Origin of the sequence: Pseudomonas putida (genome assembly GCA_041071465.1) — a bacterium.
Taxonomy (GTDB): domain Bacteria; phylum Pseudomonadota; class Gammaproteobacteria; order Pseudomonadales; family Pseudomonadaceae; genus Aquipseudomonas; species Aquipseudomonas putida_P.
In genome coordinates this window covers 1,553,511-1,576,432 of the sequence record CP163498.1, presented here as the reverse complement: position 1 = coordinate 1,576,432, position 22,922 = coordinate 1,553,511, and the positions used below count along the sequence as shown (strand labels likewise).

Annotated in this window: 19 protein-coding genes and 1 pseudogene; 15 read left to right on the top strand and 5 right to left on the bottom strand. The window is 60.8% G+C overall.

The window, feature by feature from the left end:
- Positions 1-246: 246 nt before the first annotated feature.
- The 7 genes and pseudogenes from rnr to dnaB all read left to right on the top strand — a co-directional run bounded on the left by rnr (position 247) and on the right by dnaB (position 7,407).
- Positions 247-2,819: pseudogene (gene rnr / locus AB5975_07350) on the top strand (ribonuclease R).
- Positions 2,816-3,562, top strand: coding sequence for a 23S rRNA (guanosine(2251)-2'-O)-methyltransferase RlmB (gene rlmB / locus AB5975_07345; GenBank protein XDR21658.1), 747 nt, complete (start codon positions 2,816-2,818; stop codon positions 3,560-3,562). Before rnr ends, rlmB begins: the two are co-directional and overlap by 4 nt.
- Positions 3,563-3,847: 285 nt before the next feature.
- Positions 3,848-4,273, top strand: coding sequence for a 30S ribosomal protein S6 (gene rpsF, locus AB5975_07340; protein ID XDR21657.1), 426 nt, complete (start codon positions 3,848-3,850; stop codon positions 4,271-4,273).
- A 28-nt stretch (positions 4,274-4,301) separates the two neighbouring features.
- Positions 4,302-4,532 carry a 30S ribosomal protein S18 gene (gene rpsR / locus AB5975_07335; GenBank protein XDR21656.1) on the top strand — a complete coding sequence of 77 codons (231 nt, stop codon included), beginning with the start codon at positions 4,302-4,304 and terminating at the stop codon, positions 4,530-4,532.
- Positions 4,533-4,565: 33 nt separating this feature from the next.
- Positions 4,566-5,429, top strand: a complete 864-nt coding sequence (locus tag AB5975_07330) for a hypothetical protein (GenBank protein ID XDR21655.1) — start codon at positions 4,566-4,568, stop codon at positions 5,427-5,429.
- Between the two features lie 20 nt (positions 5,430-5,449).
- Positions 5,450-5,896: a 50S ribosomal protein L9 gene (gene rplI / locus AB5975_07325; protein ID XDR21654.1), complete on the top strand. Its 447-nt coding sequence runs from the start codon at positions 5,450-5,452 to the stop codon at positions 5,894-5,896.
- Between the two features lie 113 nt (positions 5,897-6,009).
- Positions 6,010-7,407 carry a replicative DNA helicase gene (gene dnaB / locus AB5975_07320; GenBank protein XDR21653.1) on the top strand — a complete coding sequence of 466 codons (1,398 nt, stop codon included), beginning with the start codon at positions 6,010-6,012 and terminating at the stop codon, positions 7,405-7,407.
- 42 nt (positions 7,408-7,449) lie between these two features.
- Here dnaB and AB5975_07315 read toward each other — a convergent pair whose 3' ends face one another.
- Entirely contained in the window at positions 7,450-8,388 is a 939-nt protein-coding gene (locus tag AB5975_07315) for an RHS repeat-associated core domain-containing protein (GenBank protein ID XDR21652.1), read from the bottom strand.
- 476 nt (positions 8,389-8,864) lie between these two features.
- Here AB5975_07315 and AB5975_07310 point away from each other — a divergent pair, with 476 nt between their 5' ends.
- Complete coding sequence (locus AB5975_07310; GenBank protein ID XDR21651.1) at positions 8,865-11,165, top strand: YgiQ family radical SAM protein; 2,301 nt, start codon at positions 8,865-8,867, stop codon at positions 11,163-11,165.
- 43 nt (positions 11,166-11,208) lie between these two features.
- Here AB5975_07310 and AB5975_07305 read toward each other — a convergent pair whose 3' ends face one another.
- Positions 11,209-11,796, bottom strand: coding sequence for a TIGR00730 family Rossman fold protein (locus AB5975_07305; GenBank protein XDR21650.1), 588 nt, complete (start codon positions 11,794-11,796; stop codon positions 11,209-11,211).
- A gap of 349 nt (positions 11,797-12,145) precedes the next feature.
- Here AB5975_07305 and azu point away from each other — a divergent pair, with 349 nt between their 5' ends.
- Complete coding sequence (azu, locus tag AB5975_07300; GenBank protein ID XDR21649.1) at positions 12,146-12,595, top strand: azurin; 450 nt, start codon at positions 12,146-12,148, stop codon at positions 12,593-12,595.
- A gap of 114 nt (positions 12,596-12,709) precedes the next feature.
- On the opposite strand, the gene nadE is transcribed toward azu, so the two are convergent.
- Together nadE and pncB are read right to left on the bottom strand one after the other, a co-directional pair.
- A complete protein-coding gene (nadE, locus tag AB5975_07295; GenBank protein ID XDR21648.1) occupies positions 12,710-13,537 on the bottom strand; it encodes an ammonia-dependent NAD(+) synthetase in 828 nt (275 codons plus the stop codon).
- 3 nt (positions 13,538-13,540) lie between these two features.
- Positions 13,541-14,746 carry a nicotinate phosphoribosyltransferase gene (gene pncB, locus AB5975_07290; protein XDR21647.1) on the bottom strand — a complete coding sequence of 402 codons (1,206 nt, stop codon included), beginning with the start codon at positions 14,744-14,746 and terminating at the stop codon, positions 13,541-13,543.
- 448 nt (positions 14,747-15,194) lie between these two features.
- Here pncB and AB5975_07285 point away from each other — a divergent pair, with 448 nt between their 5' ends.
- From AB5975_07285 to AB5975_07260, 6 genes are all read left to right on the top strand, one after another.
- Entirely contained in the window at positions 15,195-16,331 is a 1,137-nt protein-coding gene (locus AB5975_07285) for a branched-chain amino acid ABC transporter substrate-binding protein (protein XDR21646.1), read from the top strand.
- Between the two features lie 154 nt (positions 16,332-16,485).
- Positions 16,486-17,400: a branched-chain amino acid ABC transporter permease gene (locus tag AB5975_07280; GenBank protein XDR21645.1), complete on the top strand. Its 915-nt coding sequence runs from the start codon at positions 16,486-16,488 to the stop codon at positions 17,398-17,400.
- Between the two features lie 5 nt (positions 17,401-17,405).
- Entirely contained in the window at positions 17,406-18,707 is a 1,302-nt protein-coding gene (gene livM / locus AB5975_07275) for a high-affinity branched-chain amino acid ABC transporter permease LivM (protein XDR21644.1), read from the top strand.
- Positions 18,704-19,579, top strand: a complete 876-nt coding sequence (locus AB5975_07270; GenBank protein ID XDR21643.1) for an ATP-binding cassette domain-containing protein — start codon at positions 18,704-18,706, stop codon at positions 19,577-19,579. Before livM ends, AB5975_07270 begins: the two co-directional genes overlap by 4 nt.
- Positions 19,576-20,292, top strand: a complete 717-nt coding sequence (locus tag AB5975_07265) for an ABC transporter ATP-binding protein (protein ID XDR21642.1) — start codon at positions 19,576-19,578, stop codon at positions 20,290-20,292. The genes AB5975_07270 and AB5975_07265 overlap by 4 nt, the downstream gene beginning before the upstream one ends.
- A 594-nt stretch (positions 20,293-20,886) precedes the next feature.
- Positions 20,887-21,654 carry an SDR family oxidoreductase gene (locus AB5975_07260; protein ID XDR21641.1) on the top strand — a complete coding sequence of 256 codons (768 nt, stop codon included), beginning with the start codon at positions 20,887-20,889 and terminating at the stop codon, positions 21,652-21,654.
- A gap of 127 nt (positions 21,655-21,781) precedes the next feature.
- Here AB5975_07260 and AB5975_07255 read toward each other — a convergent pair whose 3' ends face one another.
- The gene (locus AB5975_07255) at positions 21,782-22,879 is read right to left on the bottom strand and encodes an AGE family epimerase/isomerase (GenBank protein XDR21640.1); all 1,098 of its coding nucleotides are present in this window, start codon (positions 22,877-22,879) and stop codon (positions 21,782-21,784) included.
- Between the last annotated feature and the right edge of the window lie 43 nt (positions 22,880-22,922).

The following is a 22,922-nucleotide window of genomic DNA, read 5'->3' as shown; positions in this document are numbered from 1 at the left end:
TACAGCGCCGTTCATCTCTACTACAACTTCGGGGTTGTCCGTCGTTGTGGTGCGCACTATACGGACGCTCCCCAAGGCTGTAAAGCCCCCAATCAAAAAAAAATCAAAAAATTCAACTTGTTGATTCCACAGGCCTATTACGGCTGTCTATGCACTGCAGCGGGGGCTGTCCAAGGCAGACATTTCCGGTTTCAATACGCCTATGCCAGAATTCCTATCTATATACCCCAAGGTGAACCCCTTCTGATGGCCGATTGGCAATCCCTCGATCCCGAGGCCGCTCGCGAAGCGGAAAAATACGACAACCCCATTCCCAGCCGTGAGCTGATCCTGCAGCGCCTCGCCGACCGTGGCGAACCCGCTGCCCGCGAGGAGCTGGCGAAAGAGTTTGGTCTGTATGAGGAAGACCAGATCGAAGCCCTGCGCCGCCGCCTGCGTGCCATGGAGCGCGATGGCCAGCTTATCTATACCCGGCGCGGCACTTATGCCCCGGTGGACAAGCTGGACCTGATCTGCGGCCGTATCTCCGGCCACCGCGACGGTTTTGGTTTCCTCATCCCCGATGATGGCAGTGATGACCTGTTCCTTGGCCCGTCGCAGATGCGTCTGGCCTTCGATGGCGACCGCGCGTTGGCGCGGGTTTCCGGCACAGACCGCCGTGGGCGCCGTGAAGGGGTGATCGTCGAGGTCATTTCCCGCGCCCATGAGAGCGTGGTCGGTCGCTATTTCGAAGAAGGCGGCATTGGCTACGTGACGCCGGACAACCCGAAGATCCAGCAGGAAGTGCTGGTGACCGCCGGGCGTAACGGCGGTGCCAAGATCGGTCAGTTCGTCGAAATCAAGATCACCCACTGGCCAACCCCGCGCTTCCAGCCGCAAGGCGATGTGGTCGAGGTCATCGGCAACTACATGGCCCCAGGCATGGAAATCGACGTAGCCCTGCGCAGCTACGACATCCCGCACGTCTGGCCTGCTGATGTGGTCAAGGAAGCACGCAAGTTCCGCTCCGAAGTCGAGGAGAAGGATAAAGAGAAGCGCGTCGACCTGCGCCATCTGCCGTTCGTCACCATTGATGGTGAAGACGCCCGCGACTTCGACGATGCCGTTTATTGCGAGCCCCTGGGCAAGCTGCGCCTGTTCTCCGGTGGCTGGCGTCTGTACGTGGCCATTGCCGACGTTTCCAGCTACGTGCGCCTGGGCTCGGCCCTGGATGTCGAAGCCCAGCAGCGCGGCAACTCGGTGTACTTCCCCGAGCGTGTGGTGCCGATGCTCCCCGAAGAGCTGTCCAACGGCCTGTGCTCGCTGAACCCGCATGTCGACCGGTTGGCCATGGTTTGTGAAATGACCATGAACAAAGCCGGCCAGATGGTCGACTATCAGTTCTACGAAGGCGTGATCCACTCTCACGCCCGCCTGACCTACAACAAGGTCAGCAGCATGCTCGAGCACGCCCGTACCCGTGAGGGCAAAGCGCTGCGCGAAGAGTACAAGGAAGTCGTGCCGGACCTGAAGAACCTGTACAACCTGTACAAGGTGCTGGTGGATGCGCGTCATACGCGTGGTGCCATCGACTTCGAAACCCAGGAAACCCGCATCATCTTCGGTGACCAGCGCAAGATCGCGGAAATTCGCCCGACCGTACGCAATGATGCCCACAAGCTGATCGAGGAATGCATGCTGGCGGCCAACGTGGCCACCGCCGAGTTCCTGCAGAAGCATGGCGTGCCAGCCCTGTACCGCGTGCACGACGGCCCGCCGCCAGAGCGCCTGGAAAAGCTGCGCGCCTTCCTGGGTGAGCTGGGCCTGAGCCTGCACAAGGGCAAGGACCCGTCGCCGAAGGACTACCAGGCTCTGCTGGCGAGCATCGCCGGGCGCCCGGACTTCCACCTGATTCAGACCGTCATGCTGCGCTCGCTGAGCCAGGCGGTGTACAGCACCGAGAACAACGGCCACTTTGGCTTGAACTACGAGGCGTACACCCACTTTACCTCGCCGATCCGCCGTTACCCGGACCTGCTGGTGCACCGCGCCATCCGCAGCATCATCCGTTCCAAGGTAGATACCCCGCACGTCAAGCGTGCCGGTGCCATGAGCATCCCCAAGGCGCGTATCTACCCGTACGACGAAAACACCCTGGAGCAACTCGGCGAACAGTGCTCGATGACCGAGCGCCGGGCCGACGAGGCCACCCGTGACGTGGTCAACTGGCTCAAGTGCGAGTTCATGAAGGACCGTGTGGGCGAGACGTTCCCGGGTGTGATCACTGCGGTGACCGGTTTTGGCCTGTTCGTCGAGCTGACCGATATCTATGTGGAAGGCCTGGTGCACGTCAGTGCGCTGCCGGGCGACTGTTACCACTTCGACCCGGTGCATCACCGCCTGTCCGGCGAGCGCACAGGGCGCAGCTTCCGCCTGGGCGACACCATCGAAGTCAAGGTCATGCGCGTCGATCTGGACGAGCGCAAGATCGACTTCGAAGTGTCGGACAAGACCCTCGCCGCACCGATCGGCCGCAAGCAGCGCGGCGCCGCACAGGCTACCGAAAAGGCCGAGCAGCCGCCGGTTGCCGAAGCGAAAGCCACGCCCAAGCCGCGCAGCCGCAAAAGCGAAGCGTCCGAAGCGTATTTCCCAAGGATGCCGTGCAGCGCAATGCTGAAGTGCGTAAAAGCCGTGAGATGAAAAAAGCCCTGATGACCGACGCGCGCAGCAGCGCTGGCAGCAAGGCGGAAAAAGGTGGCAAACCGTCCGGCAAACCGACCAAGCACCGTAAAGGCCCGCCGAAGTCCGGCGCGCCACGCAAGAGCAAGAGCAAGTCATGAGTCAGCTGGAAAAGATCTACGGCGTGCACGCCGTGCAGGCATTGCTGCAGCACCATCCAAAGCGGGTCAAGCAGATCTGGCTGTCGGAAGGGCGCAGCGAGCCACGCCTCGAAACCTTGCTGGCGCTGGCCGCGGAGAACCGCGTGCCGGTCGGCCAGGCCGAGCGCCGTGAGTTGGATGCCTGGGTAGAGGGCGTGCATCAGGGCGTGGTCGCCGAGGTGAGCCCGAGCCAGGTATGGGGCGAGTTGATGCTCGAGGAGTTGCTCGAGCGCACTGAAACGCCGCCGCTGATCCTGGTGCTGGACGGTGTCACCGATCCGCACAACCTTGGCGCTTGCCTGCGCACGGCCGATGCGGCGGGTGCCACGGCAGTGATCGTGCCCAAGGACAAGTCTGCAACGCTGACGCCGGTTGTGCGCAAGGTGGCATGCGGTGCGGCGGAAGTGATCCCGCTGGTGGCCGTGACCAACCTGGCGCGTACCCTGGAAAAGCTGCAGCAGCGTGGCTTGTGGGTAGTGGGTACCGCTGGCGAGGCCGAGCAGGAGATCTACCAGCAGGACCTGACCGGCCCCCTGGTGATGATCATGGGCGCAGAAGGCAAGGGCATGCGCCGTCTCACCCGCGAGCATTGCGATTTTCTGGTGAAATTGCCGATGGCTGGCAGCGTCAGCAGCCTGAACGTGTCGGTTGCGACCGGGGTTTGCCTGTTCGAAGCGGTGCGTCAGCGTCAAGCCAAGCGCTGATCTTCAGCCAGTTCCACCGTCTTCGCGAGCGCGCCCGCTCCCACTGGTTCACTGTTGCCTTTGGCAATGCGGATTGCTTGTGGGGGCGGGCGCATTCTGAATATGTTTCAGGCTGTTCAAATATTCACCAATTGCCTTGCTTGTGCGCCCCGCCTTCTCTACAATTGCGCCCCTTGCCGAGCTGGCAGGCGCTTATGTGCCTCCCCTCCGTGCAAGACATACAGTGTCATTCACTCCTTGTCTGACCAGATTCGCTGGCAGACTACTAACCCGTAAGGAGCATTCATGCGTCATTACGAAATCATCTTCCTGGTTCACCCGGACCAGAGCGAGCAAGTCGGCGGCATGGTTGAGCGTTACACCAAGCTGATCGAAGAAGACGGTGGCAAGATCCACCGCCTGGAAGACTGGGGCCGTCGTCAACTGGCCTACGCAATCAACAATGTTCACAAGGCTCACTACGTGATGCTGAACGTTGAGTGCACCGGCAAGGCCCTGGCCGAGCTGGAAGACAACTTCCGCTACAACGATGCCGTTATCCGTAACCTGGTCATCCGTCGCGACGAAGCCGTTACCGGCCAGTCCGAGATGCTGAAGGCTGAAGAAAACCGCAGCGAGCGCCGTGAGCGTCGTGAGCGTCCTGAGCATGCTGACTCCGCCGAAGGCGACGACAGCAATGACAGCGACTCCAGCGATAACGCTGACGAGTAATCCACGGACCTTTAGAGGAGCCTATTAAATGGCACGTTTCTTCCGTCGTCGTAAATTCTGCCGCTTCACTGCTGAAGACGTGAAAGAGATCGACTTCAAAGATCTCAACACCCTGAAAGCTTACGTATCCGAAACCGGCAAGATCGTTCCAAGCCGTATCACCGGTACCAAAGCTCGTTATCAGCGTCAGCTGGCTACCGCTATCAAGCGCGCCCGCTTCCTGGCCCTGCTGCCCTACACCGACAGCCACGGCCGCTGAGACCGGGTCGTCGACAAGCAGTAAGGGATTAGCATGCGAGCGTTAGCAAGTTTCATCATGCGCGGTCGTGTGCAGGCCACCCTGGTGGTGGTCATCAGCGCGGTACTGCCGCTGCTGTTCTGGTTGAGTGCCGCTGCCTGCAGCCTTGTGCTGCTGCGGCGTGGGTTCAAGGATGCTACAACGGTCATCGCCGGCGGCCTGCTGGCCGGGCTGGCCGTATGGGTCATGGGCGATCCCATCACCTTTTTGGTGATTGCGGGTGCTGTGGCCTTGGCCGCCCTGTTGCGTGCCGAGCATCCCTGGAGCCGTGTGTTGCTGGTCAGTGCCGTGTTCGCCGTGGCTTTCAGCCTCGTGCTCGATCTGGCGCTGGCGCAAACCTTCGATGTGCTGGCCAAGGCGTTTGCCGAAGCCATGCCGAAAATCGAGGGGCAGCCGGTGCTCTCCGGTGAGCTGATCCGCCCTGTGCTGGTCGCTTCCACAGCAGTGACGGTGCAGTTGTTCAGTGTGCTGGCCTTGGTGCTGGCGCGCTACTGGCAGGCAGCGTTGTACAACCCTGGAGGCTTCGGTCGCGAGTTTCGCGCGCTGAAGTTGCCGAAACAGACCATGGCGGTCTTGGTGGCAGTGATGGTGGTGGCCCCGTTCATCGGGCCGCAGTTCATCATCCTGGCATCGGCCTCAAGCCTGGTTCTGGTGCTGGCCGGCATCGCTTTGATGCATGGGCTGGTGGCACAGGGCCGACTGGCTGGTTTCTGGCTGGTGGGCATGTACGTGACGCTGCCGCTGATCATGCAGCTGATTTACCCCTTGCTGATGGTTTTGGCCATTGTCGACAGCCTGATTGATTTTCGCGGTCGCAAGTCCCCCAAGGGGAATGACTCCGCGAACGGTGAAGGTTAAAAGTTAAGAGGTTTTACCAAATGGAACTGATCCTGCTGGAAAAAGTCGCTAACCTGGGCAACCTGGGCGACAAAGTAAAAGTTAAGGCTGGTTACGGCCGTAACTTCCTGCTGCCATTCGGCAAGGCCACCGTTGCCAACGCCGCCAACCTGGCTGCGTTCGAAGAACGTCGCGCCGAGCTGGAAAAAGCAGCTGCTGACAAGAAATCGTCGGCTGAAAGCCGTGCTGCCCAACTGGCCGAGCTGGAAGTGACCATCACTGCCACCGCTGGCGACGAAGGCAAGCTGTTCGGTTCGATCGGCACCCACGACATCGCTGACGCCCTGACCGCCTCCGGCGTAGAAGTGGCCAAAGCTGAAGTTCGTCTGCCGAACGGCACCATCCGTCAGGTTGGCGAATACGACGTAGCCGTGCACCTGCACAGCGACGTTGAAGCCACCGTACGTGTGGTCGTCGTAGCTGCCTAAGCTGCGCTAACTGGCTGGCTCCTTGCGAGTCAGGCGGTTAACATCGGGCACGGTCCTGTTTTTTACAGGCCGTGCCCTTTGTCTTTTTCATCCTCCAGAATTCTTTCGTGGCCATGAACGAGATCACCACCTCCGAACAGCTAGACCTGCAAACCGCAGCCCTGAAGGTACCGCCGCATTCCATCGAGGCCGAACAGGCCGTGCTCGGTGGCCTGATGCTGGACAACGATGCCTGGGAGCGGGTGCTGGACCAGGTGTCGGATGGTGACTTCTACCGGCATGACCACCGGCTGATCTTCCGCGCCGTGCACAAGTTGGTCGATGCCAACCAGCCATTCGACGTGGTGACCCTGCACGAGCAGTTGGACAAGGAAGGCCTGTCCTCGCAGGTAGGCGGCCTGGCGTACCTGGCCGAGCTGGCCAAGAACACCCCGTCGGTGGCCAACATCAAGGCCTACGCCGCGATCATTCGCGAACGGGCTACGCTGCGCCAGTTGATCAGTATCAGTACCGACATCGCCGACAACGCGTTCAACCCCCAGGGGCGCAACGCTGCAGAGATTCTCGACGATGCCGAGCGGCAAATCTTCCAGATCGCCGAGGCTCGGCCAAAAACCGGTGGCCCGGTAGGCGTCAACGAGCTGTTGACCATGGCCATCGACCGTATCGATACGCTGTTCAATTCCGACAGTGATATCACCGGTATCTCTACCGGGTACACCGACCTGGACGAAAAAACCAGCGGCCTGCAGGCTGCCGACTTGATCATCGTCGCCGGCCGTCCGTCGATGGGTAAAACCACCTTTGCCATGAACCTGGTTGAGAACGCCGTGCTACGCAGCGAAAAGGCGGTGCTGGTGTTCTCCCTCGAAATGCCAGGTGAATCGCTGATCATGCGTATGCTTTCCTCCCTTGGCCGTATCGATCAGACCAAGGTTCGTTCCGGCCAGCTGGACGACGACGACTGGCCACGCCTGACCTCGGCAGTCAACCTGCTTAACGACCGCAAGCTGTTCATCGACGATACCGCCGGCATCAGCCCGTCTGAAATGCGTGCGCGTACGCGGCGCTTGGCGCGTGAGCACGGTGAAATCGGCATGATCATGGTCGACTACCTGCAGCTGATGCAGATCCCGGGCTCTTCCGGTGATAACCGCACCAACGAGATTTCCGAAATTTCCCGCTCGCTCAAGGCCCTGGCCAAGGAATTCAACTGCCCGGTCATCGCCCTGTCGCAGCTGAACCGCTCCCTGGAACAGCGCCCGAACAAACGCCCGGTGAACTCCGACTTGCGTGAATCCGGTGCAATCGAGCAGGACGCCGACGTGATCATGTTCGTGTACCGCGACGAGGTGTACCACCCCGAGACCGAGCACAAGGGTGTGGCGGAAATCATCATCGGTAAACAGCGTAACGGCCCTATTGGCTTTGTGCGCCTGGCGTTTATCGGCAAGTACACCCGCTTCGAGAACCTCGCACCGGGCATGTACAACTTCGACGACGACGAATGAGAAGAGTCGGTAGAGGCTCGCCTCGTTAGAGCGACTCAATGTTCAGGCGGTCCTGATCCGCTTGGATATCTCAGCCTGAATGTCGTCAGTGGCGTCTTGCTGCTTTCTACCTTTACCCGCTCGGGTCTTTGTCGATGTCATTCCATGGTGCGGCAGCACCCTTTGTTTCTCTACAATGTATTCGTTGCCTTGACGGCGCTCCACGACTGCAACTGTGGTCGCGTAGCCAGAAACTTGAAACTTTGTAAGGGCGCTTAGGTCGCTGATATATGAGCTGCCGGTAAGCGGGTCGGGGAAAGCTGTGTCACATGCAAGTACATGAATTTGCCTGTTGTGCAGCTGGATATTGCGGCTTGTCAGTGCCTTGAAAGTGCGTGTTGCATCGTAAATATTGGTGCCGTCAGCACCTATCACGCCTGGAGCGCCATGGGCGCTGATATACAGGGTGGGTAATTTTCCGTCCGGTCGTTCTTGCCCAGTAAAAACAACAATTCCGTCGAACTCCGCCACGATAGGTCCGCGATAGGTCTTGTTGACGAATAGCTTACGAATGAACTCGAAAGCGTGCCCCGTCGGATCACGGCGGTTGATCGGGTCGCAAAGAGCAAATGAGTAGGTATTCAACCCTCCTTTTGCGAATGGGCTGTCGCTGTCTGGACTGTTGAAACGCATGAGATGAGGGTTGTAAGCGCGGTAGCCATTTCCCAGCAGGTAATGGCCGGTGACCAGATCCTCAAGCTCGCCTTTGAAGGCAGGTATTTGTCCGTGGTCGACTCTAGCGCCGTATGCACTGAAGGTCAGCTGGGTGCGGCCGTTTTGGTCAAGTGTGCAAGAGGGTGAATTGGACATTTCACTGCCGATCAAGCGGCTGTGATTTTCCTGGTGCGTGGTAAGGGTGCCTGGCCCTGCATTGAAGATACGGGTGAATCCACGGCCATCCAGCAATAGGGTTGGGCGATGAGACGCGTAGAATATTTTCATCACTTGCTTCCTGGGTTGGGTGTTTCCTAAATGCTAGGTGGGCCAGGAAGTTGATGAAACTGGCAACATTGCCAGATCATTCGAGGGAGATCAGCCGGCCATTGCAGTCGGATTAGGTCAAAATTTGTGCTATATCCCGCACCTGCTAGTTCCTATTACATCAGAGCCGGTTATCTGTTAGTACACCCGCTTCAATAACTTGGCGCCGGGTATGTATAACTTCGATGATGAATAAAGCCTGTTTTCGTGTAGCAGCGCGTAATTCACTGGGTTAGCAGGGACACCTCTGGGAGCGGCTTCAGTCGCGAAGAATCCAGCGCGGAGGATGGCACCGCCTGCGCCGGTGATCGCCGACACCCCGCGCCCCCAACTGTCGTCCCAGCTCATCAATCCCCACGAATCCAGTCGGATTTGGTCAAAATTTGTGCTATATTCCGCGCCCGCGATTTCCCTGCACACCAGAACCGGTCACTGACATGCAAGCAGCCAAACCACTCTACGACTATCCCAAGTACTGGGCCGAATGCTTCGGGCCAGCACCTTTCCTGCCGATGAGCAGGGAGGAGATGGATCTGCTCGGCTGGGATTCCTGCGACATCATCATCGTGACCGGTGATGCCTACGTCGACCACCCATCGTTCGGCATGGCCATCATCGGCCGTCTGCTGGAGGCCCAGGGCTTCCGCGTGGGCATCATCGCCCAGCCGAACTGGCAGTCGAAAGACGACTTCATGAAGCTCGGCGAGCCGAACCTGTTCTTCGGCGTGGCCGCCGGCAACATGGACTCGATGATCAACCGTTACACCGCAGACAAGAAGATCCGTTCCGACGACGCCTACACCCCAGGTGGCCTGGCCGGCAGCCGTCCGGACCGCGCCAGCCTGGTGTACAGCCAGCGCTGCAAGGAAGCCTACAAGCATGTGCCGATCGTGCTCGGCGGCATCGAGGCTTCGCTGCGCCGCATTGCCCACTACGACTACTGGCAGGACAAGGTTCGCCATTCGATCCTGATCGACGCCAGCGCCGATATCCTGCTGTTCGGCAACGCCGAGCGCGCGGTGGTCGAAGTGGCCCAGCGCCTGTCCAACGGCGAGAAGATCGAGACCATCACCGACGTGCGTGGCACCGCCTTCGTGCGCCGTGATACACCACAAGGCTGGTACGAAATCGACTCCACCCGTATCGACCGCCCGGGCCGCGTCGACAAGATCATCAACCCGTACGTGAACACCCAGGACACCCAGGCCTGCGCCATCGAGCAGGCCAAGGGCGACCAGGAAGACCCGAACGAAGCCAAGGTGGTGCAGATTCTCGACAGCCCGAGCGTGACCCGGGAAAAGTCGGTGATCCGCCTGCCGTCGTTCGAAAAGGTGCGTAACGACCCGGTACTCTACGCCCACGCCAACCGCGTGCTGCACCTGGAGACCAACCCAGGCAACGCCCGCGCACTGGTGCAGAAGCATGGCGAAGTGGATGTGTGGTTCAACCCGCCACCCATCCCCATGAGCACCGAAGAAATGGACTACGTGTTCGGCATGCCTTACGCCCGTGTGCCGCACCCGGCCTATGGCAAGGAGCGCATCCCGGCCTACGAAATGATCCGTTTCTCGGTGAACATCATGCGTGGCTGCTTTGGTGGCTGCACCTTCTGCTCGATCACCGAGCACGAAGGCCGCATCATCCAGAACCGCTCGCACGAATCGATCCTGAACGAGATCGAAGAGATGCGCGACAAGGTGCCGGGCTTCACCGGCGTGGTCTCCGACCTTGGCGGCCCGACTGCCAACATGTACCGCATCGCCTGCAAGAGCCACGACATCGAGAAGCACTGCCGCAAGCCGTCGTGCGTGTTCCCGGGCATCTGCGAAAACCTCAACACCGACCACAGCTCGCTGATCGAGCTGTACCGCAAGGCCCGTGCCTTGCCGGGTGTGAAGAAGATCCTGATCGCCTCCGGCCTGCGCTACGACCTGGCGGTGGAATCACCGGAGTACGTCAAGGAGCTGGTGACCCACCACGTTGGTGGTTACCTGAAGATTGCCCCGGAGCACACCGAGCGTGGCCCGTTGGACAAGATGATGAAGCCGGGTATCGGCACCTACGACCGCTTCAAGCGCATGTTCGAGAAGTTCTCGAAGGAAGCGGGCAAGGAGCAGTACCTGATCCCGTACTTCATCGCCGCCCACCCAGGCACCACCGACGAAGACATGATGAACCTGGCCCTGTGGCTGAAGGGCAACGGCTTCCGCGCCGACCAGGTGCAGGCGTTCTACCCGTCACCGATGGCGTCGGCTACGGCCATGTACCACTCGGGCAAGAACCCGCTGCGCAAGGTGACCTACAAGAGCGAAGGGGTGGAGATCGTCAAGAGCGACGAGCAACGCCGCCTGCACAAGGCGTTCTTGCGCTACCACGACCCGAAAGGCTGGCCAATGCTGCGTGAAGCGCTGGAGCGCATGGGCCGCGCCGACCTGATCGGGCCGGGTAAGCACCAACTGATCCCGCTGCACCAGCCGCAGAGCGATACCTACCAGAGCGCGCGCCGCAAGAACTCGACGCCGGCGGGTAGCCACAAGGTGGGCAAGGACCAGAAGATCCTGACCCAGCACACCGGTCTGCCGCCGCGTGCCAGCGATGGCAGCAAGCCTTGGGACAAGCGTGAGAAGGCCAAGGCCGAAGCGTTTGCCCGAAACGAGAAGGCGGCCAAGGAGCGCAAGGAAGCGGCCAAGGGTGGCAAGGGCAACAAGAAGCCACGTCAGCCTGTTATCCCGCGCTGATCGATCCATGTTGGGACCGCAAAGCGGTCCCAACATCTCAAGGTCAATCAGGCTTCTTGTCGACCCACTTCGGCGCCACCGGCGCGACGAAGCTGTCCATGCCATTTAGCAGCTCATCTGGCTGCTGCGCCAGCAGCAACATCGCCCGGTGCTGCGGGCGCACAAAGCCTTCTTCGACGATATGGTCGAGGAAGCCGCCCAGCTTGTCGTAGAAGCCATTCACATCGAGCAGCCCCAGCGGCTTGGCGTGATAGCCCAACTGCCCCCAGGTCCACACTTCGAACAACTCCTCCAGCGTACCGAGCCCGCCCGGCAAGGCAATGAAGGCATCGCTCAGCTCGGCCATGCGGGCCTTGCGTGCGTGCATGCCATCAACCACTTCAAGGCGGGTCAGGCCTTTGTGGCCGACTTCAGCGTCCAGCAGGCTCTGCGGAATGATCCCTACCACCTCGCCACCTGCTGCCATGGCCGCGTCGGCCACAACACCCATCAGGCCTACGGCACCTCCGCCATACACCAAGGTCAGGCCGCGACGCGCAATGGCCTGGCCCAGTGCGACGGCCGCTTCACGGTAGGCGGGGTTGGCGCCGATGCTGGCGCCGCAGAACACACAAACGGAACGTACGGGCATTGCTCATCTCCTGTCACTCAGGTGCACAGGGTACGGTGCATGTCCGTCGCTTCCAAGGCCGCTTTCACTCCGGCCGGGAGAATTCGCAGATGGCGCCGGTGGCTCCATGGGCGTAGGCAGCGAGCAGGCTATTCAGGAAGTTGGAGATGGGCATTTGGTATTGCTCCTAAATGAGAGGTTGTCCCATCGTCCAATAAAAGGGCATGATGTGCCCTTAGATTGGTTGTATACAATCCATTGAACAATTCTACTGGCTGGCCACTTGACACCCCCTTGACCCATATCAGCAAGGGGCTGAACGGGTTCAGGCAGTCTCGCAATTGATAAAACCCTGCCAAGGAGATTCATGATGTTTGCGAAAGCTGTAGCGGTATCCCTGCTGACCCTCGCCAGCGCCTCTGTCTTCGCCGCCGAGTGCTCGGTAACTGTCGAATCGACGGACCAAATGTCCTATACCACCAAGGAATTCACCGTCGACAAGAGCTGCAAGGAATTCACCGTCAAACTGACCCACTCCGGCAACCTGCCGAAGAACGTCATGGGCCACAACCTGGTGATCAGCAAGACTGCCGACATGCAGGGCATTGCTACCGAAGGCATGAGCCAGGGCATTGAAAAGGGTTACCTTAAGGAAGATAACGCCAACATCATCGCCCACACCGCAATGATCGGTGCGCCAGAAAAAGAAACCGAAGTGAAGTTCGACACTTCCAAGCTGGAAGCCGGTGGTGACTACAGCTTCTTCTGCACCTTCCCGGGCCACATCTCGATGATGAAAGGCAAGGTCATCGTCAAGTAACGATAGCGCTGCAGGGCTTTCGGGCCTATTCGCGGGCACGCCCGCTCCCACAGGTACACCACAAGGTTCAGCTTGCGTGGTGTATCTGTGGGTGCGGGCGTGCCCGCGAAGCTTTCATGGGGCGAACGGCAGTTCGCGCTTGTGCTGGGTCTTGCGGTAGGTGGCGACGATGATGTCGAACGCTGCCTGGTCAACCGGCTGCCCATGCAGGAAGGCATCGATCTGCTGGTAGGTCACGCCATGCGACGCTTCGTCCGGCTTGCCCGGCTCCAGGTCTTCCAGGTCCGCCGTCGGCACTTTCTCCACCAGTGACTCCGGTGCGCCGAAGCTGCGTGCAATCGCTCGCACCTGGTTCTTCACCAGCCCGCTCAGCGGCGCCAGGTCGCAGGCACCATCACCAAACTTGGTGAAGAAGCCCATCACCGCCTCGGCAGCGTGGTCGGTACCGATCACCAGGCCTGCGCGGGCGCCAGCGATGGTGTATTGGGCGACCATGCGCGTACGCGCCTTGACGTTGCCGACCACGAAGTCCACCAACGTCGGCGAGCCGTTCTTCAACTCCACCACTTCAGCCGCCAAAGCCCGTACCGCCGGGGCAATGTCCACGGTGTGCACTTCATCGGCCTTGATCACGTCCAGGCAGGCCTGGGCGTCATGCTCGTCATGCTGCACCTGGTACGGCAGGCGCACGGCTATGAAGGTGTAGGCCTTGTCGCCGGTCTCGGCGCGCAACTCGTTGATGGCGCGCTGGGCGAGCAGGGCGGCAGTCAGCGAGTCGACGCCACCGCTGATGCCCAGCACCAGGGTCTTGAGCCGGGCGTTGGCCAGGCAGCCCTTGATGAACGCCACGCGCCGGGCAACTTCGGCCTCAAGCGCTGCAGCGTCGGCGAACGGCGGCTGTACCTTCAGCGCCTGGGCAATCTCTTGCTGAACCGCTTGCATGGGTTACTCCTTGCTGGGGACTTTGAATACGTGGCGCATGTAGGCGACGAAGTTCTCGTCGCGGCACTGGGTCTTGGCGGCTTCGTCCGAGATCTTGGCCACCGGCGCGCCGTTGCAGTCGGTCATTTTAAGCACGATGCTCATTGGCGCCACACCCGGGATGTCGCAGGTCAGGTTGGTGCCGATGCCAAAACTGACGTTGATGCGACCGCGCAGGGCACGGAAGATCTCCAGCGAGCGGGTCAGGTTGAGGCCATCGGAAAACACCAGGGTCTTGGTCATCGGGTCGATACCCAGTTTCTGGTAATGGGCGATGGCCTTTTCTGCCCAGGCCACCGGCTCGCCCGAGTCGTGGCGCAGGCCGTCGAACAGCTTGGCGAAGTACAGATCGAAGTCGCCGAGGAAGGCATCCATGGTGATGCAGTCGGTCAGTGCGATGCCGAGCAGGCCGCGGTACTCGCGCACCCAGCAGTCCAGCGCGGCAATCTGGCTGTCGATCAGCCGTGGGCCGAGCTGCTGGTGGGCCATGATCCATTCATGGGCCATGGTGCCTAGCGGCTTGATATCCAGTTTCCATGCCAGGTCGACATTGCTGGTGCCGACGAAGCGGGCCGGAAAATCATCGCGCAACACGCGAACCACTTCTTCCTGCACGCGGCTGGAGAAGCGTCTACGGGTACCGAAGTCGGCTACCTGCAGTTCGGCCAGTTCTTCGTCGCTGGCATGCGCGCGCAGCCAGTCGAACTTGCGGTACAGCTGGTCGCGCGCCTCGGCCAGGCGCATGTGCGGGTGCAGCTGGCGGTTGCGCACTTCGCTGATGATGGCCAGCAGCGGCACTTCGAACAGGATTACATGCAGCCATGGGCCTTTCAGGCGCAGGAACAGCTGGTCGTTCTCGATGCCGACGCGCACATAGCGCAAGTTGAAGCGAAACAGGCGCAGAAAGCGCAGGAAGTCGGGCTTGAGGAAGCTGATGCGTTCCAGGAAAGGCAGTTGGCCATCGTCCAGCGTAAGGTCGTTGAGCCGTTCCAGCTGGTTGCGGATCTCGCCGAGGTAAGGGCGCAAGTCCTCGCCGTTGCGGCAGCGGAATTCCCATTCGACGTCGGCGTCCGGGTAGTTGTGCAGCACACCCTGCATCATGGTGAGTTTGTAGAAGTCGGTGTCGAGCAGGTTGTGCACGATGCGCTCGGCGAATGCGCTTTCGCTCATCAAGGGGGCTCCGGAAGCGGCGAATGGCCGACATTGTGCCAGCCTTTTGCGCCTTGTTGTGCCTGTTCCGGCCCGCGAAGAAGCCAGAACAGCCAAAACAGAGGTGTTTTTCCGTGCACCGGCTAGCCTTCAAACGGTGCCGCCTGTAGCAGTCGCGCACCAGCGGTGTGCACTTCGGTGACGTCCGCTGTTACAGGGCGGTTGCACGTAAACACTTGCCGAGGTTGCAATGATGGCACCAGGCGGTTGCTCCTTGTCTGTACGTGTGGTGGCGCCCGCCGCACGGCAGACGGTTGCACGCTCAATAAAGAAAAGGCCGCCGGTCGCCTGCTGGCACCCTGCACAGTGTGTTTTCCCGGAAGACAAAACCTATGGCACGGCCCTTGCTCAGAGCACAGGGCTGAGAAGTTGTAGTGCCAACCAAAAAAAACTCTAGGAGCACCACCTCATGTCGCAGACGTTTTACAAGAAAGGTTTCCTGGCTCTGGCCGTAGCTACGGCACTGGGTGTTTCTTCGTATGTTCAGGCCGACGTCAAGATCGGTGTAGCGGGCCCCATGACCGGGGCAAACGCAGCGTTTGGCGAGCAGTACATGAAAGGTGCGCAGGCAGCGGCCGACAAGATCAACGCCGCCGGTGGCGTGAACGGCGAGAAAATCGTCCTGGTCAAAGGCGATGACGCCTGTGAACCGAAGCAGGCCGTGGCCGTGGCCAACCGCCTGGTGGATCAGGACAAGGTGATCGGCGTGGTCGGCCACTTCTGTTCCTCCAACACCATCCCGGCGTCCGAGGTGTATGACGAGGCGGGTGTCATCGCCATTACTCCGGGCTCCACCAACCCACAGGTTACCGAGCGCGGCCTGAGCGCCATGTTCCGCATGTGCGGCCGTGACGACCAGCAGGGTATCGTCGCTGGCGACTACATCGTCGACGTGCTCAAGGGCAAGAAAGTCGCGGTACTGCACGACAAGGACACCTATGGCCAGGGCCTGGCGGACGCGACCAAGGCGCAGCTGGAAAAACGCGGCGTGAAGCCAGTGTTGTACGAAGGCCTGACCCGTGGCGAGAAAGACTTCAGCGCCGTAGTGACCAAGATCCGCTCCACCGGCGCCGACGTGGTCTACTTCGGTGGTCTGCACCCGGAAGCCGGCCCGCTGGTACGCCAGATGCGCGAGCAGGGCCTGAAGGACGTCAAGTTCATGTCCGATGACGGCATCGTCACCGACGAACTGGTGTCCACCGCTGGCGGTGCGCAGTACGTCGATGGCGTGTACATGACCTTCGGTGCCGACCCGCGCCTGCTGCCAGACAGCAAGGCGGTGGTGGAGGAGTTCCGTAAGGCCGGTACCGAACCTGAAGGCTACACCCTGTACGCTTATGCCTCGCTGCAGGCCCTGGCCGCCGCGTTCAATGGCGCCAAGTCGAACAAAGGCGAAGACGCTGCCAAGTGGCTCAAGGCCAACCCGGTGCAGACCGTCATGGGCGAGAAAAAGTGGGACAGCAAAGGTGACCTGACCGTCTCCGACTATGTGGTCTACCAGTGGGACGAGACCGGTAAATACCACCAGCTGGAAAAACAAAAATAAAAACGGCCCACGGCCCGGGCTGATGCTCGGGCCCAAGCCCCGCGGTACCAGTCTTTATTCGTAGATCTGCACAGTTCTGCGCTGCGAGGGCCCCGCTCAGGTGGCCCGCGCCGTGGTCGGCGCTCGTGCAATCTCAATCAGGTGAGATTGCGTTATGGATGGTATTTTCCTGCAGCAACTGGTCAACGGCCTGACCCTCGGGTCGGTCTATGGCCTGATCGCCATCGGCTACACAATGGTCTATGGCATCATCGGCATGATCAACTTCGCGCACGGCGAGGTGTATATGATTTCCGCGTACCTCGCGGCAATCAGCCTGGCATTGCTGGCTTACTTCGGCGTCGAGTCGTTCCCGCTACTGATGTTGGGCACGCTGTTGTTCACCGTCGTCGTCACGGGCGTCTATGGCTTCACCATCGAGCGCATCGCCTACAAACCCCTGCGTAACTCCACCCGTCTGGCGCCGCTGATCAGTGCCATCGGCATTTCGCTGATCCTGCAGAACTACGCTCAGATCAGCCAGGGCGCCCGCCAGCAAGGCGTGCCAACCTTGCTGGAAGGTGCCATGCGTGTCGAAGTCGGCACCGGCTTCGTGCAACTGACCTATACCAAGATCTTCATTCTGGTGGCAGCCTTCGTCGGCATGGGCCTGCTGACCTACGTGATCAAGTACACCAAGCTCGGCCGCATGTGCCGTGCCACCCAGCAAGACCGCAAGATGGCCTCGATCCTGGGCATCAACACCGACCGGGTAATCTCCTACGTGTTCGTCATCGGTGCAGTGATGGCCGCCCTGGCCGGCGTGCTGATCACCATGAACTACGGCACGTTCGACTTCTATGCCGGCTTCATCATCGGTATCAAGGCATTCACCGCCGCGGTGCTCGGGGGGATCGGCTCACTGCCTGGCGCCATGCTCGGCGGCATCATCCTGGGTATTTCCGAGTCGCTGTTCTCTGGCTTGATCAACTCCGACTACAAGGATGTGTTCAGCTTCTCGCTGCTGGTGATGATCCTTATCTTCCGCCCACAAGGCCTGCTGGGTCGCCCGCTCGTGGCTAAGGTGTGATGAACATGTCCGTTGCCAAAACTGCCTCTGTTAGCGAAACCAAGGGTTTCGACATTAAACGCAGCCTGCTGGAGACCCTCGTCGCTGGCCTGCTGGCACTCATCGTGTTTGGCCCGGTCGTTGGCGTGGTGCTCGACGGCTACACCTTCAATGCCGAGCCGCGCCGCGTGGCGTGGCTGGTCGGTGGTGTGATGGTCGGGCGCTTCCTGCTCAGCCTGTTCCTGCAGACTGCCCCTGGGCAGCGCATGCTCCAGGGCTTCGACAGCGGTGGCTCGGGCGTGCATGTGAATGCCCCGGACTACAAGTCGCGCCTGCGCTACATCATCCCTGCACTGATCGTGATTGCCATCGTCTTCCCGATCTTCGCCAACAAGTACCTGCTGACCGTGGTCATCCTCGGCCTGATCTACGTGCTGCTGGGCCTTGGCCTGAACATCGTGGTCGGCTTGGCCGGCCTGCTCGACCTGGGCTACGTGGCGTTCTACGCCATCGGTGCCTACGGCCTGGCGCTGGGTTACCAGTACCTCGGCCTGGGCTTCTGGAGCGTGCTGCCGCTGGCGGCCATCGCTGCGGCGCTGGCGGGGTGCATCCTTGGTTTCCCGGTGCTACGAATGCACGGTGACTACCTGGCGATCGTGACCCTGGGCTTTGGCGAGATCATCCGCCTGGTGCTGAACAACTGGCTGTCGTTCACCGGTGGCCCCAACGGCATGCCGGCGCCTTCGCCAACCTTCTTCGGCCTGGAGTTCGGCCGCCGGGCCAAGGATGGCGGGGTGCCGATCCACGAGTTCTTCGGCTTCGAGTACAACGTCAACCTCAAGTTCGTGTTCATCTACGCCGTGCTGTTCCTGGTTGTGCTGGCCGTGCTGTACATCAAGCACCGCCTGACTCGCATGCCGGTCGGCCGGGCCTGGGAAGCGCTGCGCGAAGACGAAATCGCCTGCCGTTCGATGGGCTTGAACCACGTGCTGGTCAAGCTTTCGGCGTTTACCTTGGGTGCCTCCACCGCCGGCTTGGCCGGGGTGTTCTTCGCCACCTACCAGGGCTTCGTCAACCCGTCGTCATTCACCTTCTTCGAGTCGGCGCTGATCTTGGCCATCGTCGTACTGGGTGGCATGGGGTCGACCGTGGGCGTGGTCATCGCGGCGTTCGTGCTTACAGTGGCGCCGGAGCTGCTGCGCAGCTTCTCCGAGTACCGGGTGTTGCTGTTCGGCGTGTTGATGGTGCTGATGATGATCTGGCGACCGCGTGGGCTGATCCGCATCAGCCGTACCGGTGTGACCCCGCGTAAAGGAGTGGCGCCATGAGCGACGATATCATTCTCTCGGTCGACAACCTGATGATGCAGTTCGGTGGCATCAAGGCGCTCAGCGACGTCAGCCTCAAGGTCCGGCGCAATCAGATCTTTGCCTTGATCGGCCCCAACGGCGCCGGCAAGACCACGGTATTCAACTGCCTGACCGGCTTCTACAAGGCCAGTGGCGGGCGTATCGAGCTGAACGTGCGCGGCAGCCACACCAACGTCATCCAGCTGCTTGGCGAACGCTTCCAGGCGGCCGATTTCGTGTCGCCTGCGCGCTTTGCCAACCGCATGTACTACAAGATGTTCGGCGGCACCCACCTGGTCAACCGCGCGGGCCTGGCACGCACCTTCCAGAACATTCGCCTGTTCAAGGAAATGTCGGTGGTGGAGAACCTGCTGGTGGCCCAGCACATGTGGGTCAATCGCAACCTGCTGGCCGGGGTGCTCAACACCAAGGCCTACCGCAAGGCCGAAAGCGATGCGTTGGACCACGCGTTCTACTGGCTTGAAGTGGTCGACCTGGTCGACTGCGCCAACCGCCTGGCCGGCGAGTTGTCGTACGGCCAGCAGCGGCGCCTGGAAATTGCCCGAGCCATGTGCACACGGCCGAAAATCATCTGCCTGGATGAACCGGCGGCGGGCCTGAACCCCCAGGAAACCGAAGCCCTCAGCCGCATGATCCGCGTACTGCGTGACGAGCACGACATCACCGTGGTGCTGATCGAGCATGACATGGGCATGGTCATGAGCATTTCCGACCATATCGTGGTGCTGGACCATGGCAACGTGATTGCCGAAGGCGCGCCGCAGGACATCCGCCACAACCCGACGGTGATCGCCGCCTACCTGGGTGCAGACGAAGAGGAACTGGTATGAGTGCACCCATTCTGGAGCTGAAGGACCTGGACGTGTTCTATGGGCCGATCCAGGCGTTGAAAAAGGTCTCGATGCACATCAACGAAGGTGAGACGGTCAGCCTGATTGGTGCCAACGGTGCCGGTAAGTCGACCCTGCTGATGTCGATTTTCGGCCAGCCGCGGGCAGCGTCTGGGCATATCGTCTATCGCGGCACCGACATTACCCGCAAGTCGTCGCACTACATCGCCTCCAACGGTATTGCCCAGTCGCCGGAAGGGCGCCGGGTGTTCCCTGACATGACCGTCGAGGAAAACCTGATGATGGGTACCATCCCCATCGGCGACAAACATGCCGACGAAGACATGCAGCGCATGTACGAGTTGTTCCCACGCTTGAAGGAGCGGCGTAACCAGCGGGCCATGACCATGTCCGGTGGCGAGCAGCAGATGTTGGCGATTGCCCGGGCGCTGATGAGCCGGCCGAAGTTGTTGTTGCTGGACGAGCCCTCGCTGGGGCTGGCGCCGATCGTGGTCAAGCAGATCTTCTCGACCTTGCGAGAGCTGGCCAAGACCGGGATGACCATCTTCCTGGTGGAGCAGAACGCCAACCATGCGCTGAAACTGTCGGACCGGGCGTATGTGATGGTCAACGGGCAGATTCGCATGACCGGTACCGGGCAGGAGCTGTTGGTCAACGAGGAGGTGCGTAACGCCTACCTTGGCGGGCACTGAGTTGTATTCGGGGGCTGCAAGGCAGCCCCATTCTCAATGTGGACAACTTGCCGCGTCTTGCTCTCGACACACACCAATACTCCCTCACAAACCCTTGTTTCCACAAAGTTGATCTTGTCCACGGATAATGTGGAACCGCCTGTGGAAAACATGGTGGCATCTCGCTCCAGCCCACTGATACCAGGCTCTGCAGCGATGCGATCATTTTTTGATCACATCCCCGTTGTGGATGATTTTCCAAGGTTTCCCACAGCCCTGAAAGCACCCCGGAATTAGCGCCGAACCTGTGCATAACTCTGTGCAAAAACCTTGGACAGACCGCTGCAGGCGGCATGCTTGAAAGCCTTGCGCCATCACCTGAAAGATATCCACCGACCACGGAGCGCTGAATGGGTTCCGCACGGTGGAAAAGTTGCCCCCAATCCGTGGGGAAAGCCTTGTGGATAACATGCGCATACCTGTCGGCGAGCCCTCTGCCACAAGGGTTTGCCGAATATGAACAAAAAATGATCAGTGCCTTGAACGGCTTGCTGCCGGCGCTTGGCGAGGGCATGCTGCAAAGCTGCCATGAGAACCTACCTTGAGGAACAGAGCATGACGTCCACCGTATTCATCACTGGTGCCACTTCCGGTTTCGGTGAGGCCACCGCCCGCCGCTTCGCTGAGGCTGGCTGGAAGCTGGTGCTCACTGGCCGCCGCAAGGAGCGCCTGGACGCCCTGTGCGCCGAGCTGTCGGCAAAGACCGAAGTGCATGGCCTGGTGCTCGACGTACGTGACCGCAAGGCCATGGAGCAGGCCATCGCCAATCTGCCGGCCGGGTTCGAAAAGATTCGCGGCCTGGTCAACAACGCCGGCCTTGCATTGGGTGTGGATGCGGCGCAGAACTGTAGCCTGGACGACTGGGAAACCATGGTCGATACCAACATCAAGGGCCTGATGTACACCACCCGGCTGCTGCTGCCACGGCTGATCGCCCATGGCCGCGGCGCTTCGATCCTCAACGTAGGTTCCGTGGCGGGCAACTACCCGTACCCGGGCAGCAACGTCTACGGTGGCACCAAGGCCTTCGTCGGCCAGTTCTCGTTGAGCCTGCGCTGCGACCTGCGCGGCACCGGCGTGCGCGTGAGCAACATCGAGCCGGGCCTGTGCGAGAGCGAGTTCTCGCTGGTGCGTTTCGGCGGTGACCAGGCCAAGTACGACGCCACCTACGCAGGTGCCGAGCCGATCCAGCCGCAGGACATTGCCGAGACCATCTTCTGGATCCTTAACCAGCCGGCGCACATCAACATCAACAGCCTGGAGCTGATGCCGGTGAGTCAGGACTGGGCAGGCTTCTCGATCGACCGGTCGGCCAAGGGCTGATCCAAGGGCCTTTTCGCGGGTAAACCCGCTCCCACAGGTACTGTGCAATCCTTGTGGGAGCACCGGTCTTGCACAAAACCTAAAAGCTGGCGCGATCACTGTGGGAGCGGGTTTACCCGCGAATGCGTCAGTTCAGGCGCTGCAACCCTTCCAGGCAGGTCGCCAAATGATAGGGCGTAGTAGAGGGCATATCATGCCGACTCACCGCCCCCTCACCATCGCGGCACTCATACCAGCCCGCTTCCCGCAGGAACCGCGTTTGCAGCGCCTGCAACTGCCCCGACAGCTTCGCCTCGCCCCCCGCGCGCAACACAAGCGCCCGCAGGTATTCCGCCTGTGCCCAGATGCGCTGGGTGGCATCAAGCACCTGACCGTCCACATTCAGCATCGCCAACACCGCCGCATCGTTCACCCCGAACTGTTCGGCAAAGCCGAAAGCCCGGTCGATGGACGCATAAAGCGGCGTGTCACGTAGCAGCGGCGAGGTGTGCAGCAAGTAGAACCATTCGAACTGGTGCCCCGGTTCGAACCAGTTATCCACAGCCCCGCGTGGCTTTTCCAGCATCAGGCCGTGGGCCGGTTCGATGAAGTGCGCCTCAAGCGCCTCGCACAGTTGCAGCAGTGACTGGCGGACATGTTCATCGTCACGCACTGCCAGTACCTGCAGAAACGCCTCGGCCAAGTGCATCTGCGGGTTCTGCAGTGGGCCGCTGCCCAGGTCGGCCCAGTCTTCGCCCAGGCTGGCTTCGTACAGGCCGTCGTCACGGGCGAACTGCTGGTCGATGATGTCGAGCGCGGCGTTGAGGGTGGATTCCACCAGGCTTTCACGCACCTTGCCCCAGTAGTGCGCGCAGGCGAACACGATGAAGGCATGGGTGTACAGGTCTTTGCGCCGGTCCAGCGGCTTGCCCTGGGCGTCGATGCTGTAGAACCAGCCACCGTGCTCGGCATCGTGGAAGTGCTTTTGCAGCGAACGGAACAGGGCTGATGCGCGCTCGGCGGCGCCCGGTTGCCCGATACGGCTGCTGAACAGGTACAGCTGGCGTGCGCAGGCCATGGCCCGGTAGCGCTGCACCGGCAAGGGTTGGTGCTGGGCGTCCAGCGCCTCGTAGGGCAGGGCCATGTCGGCGTTCCAGCCTGGGCCTTGCCACATTGGCACGATGCGTTCGGCGAAGTGCTGGTTGAAACGGGCCAGTTCGGGCAGGGTGGGGCGGGGGTCGGACATGTCGGCGCTCGTCGCTGTCGGGCAGGGCGCCATGTTAGCAGAA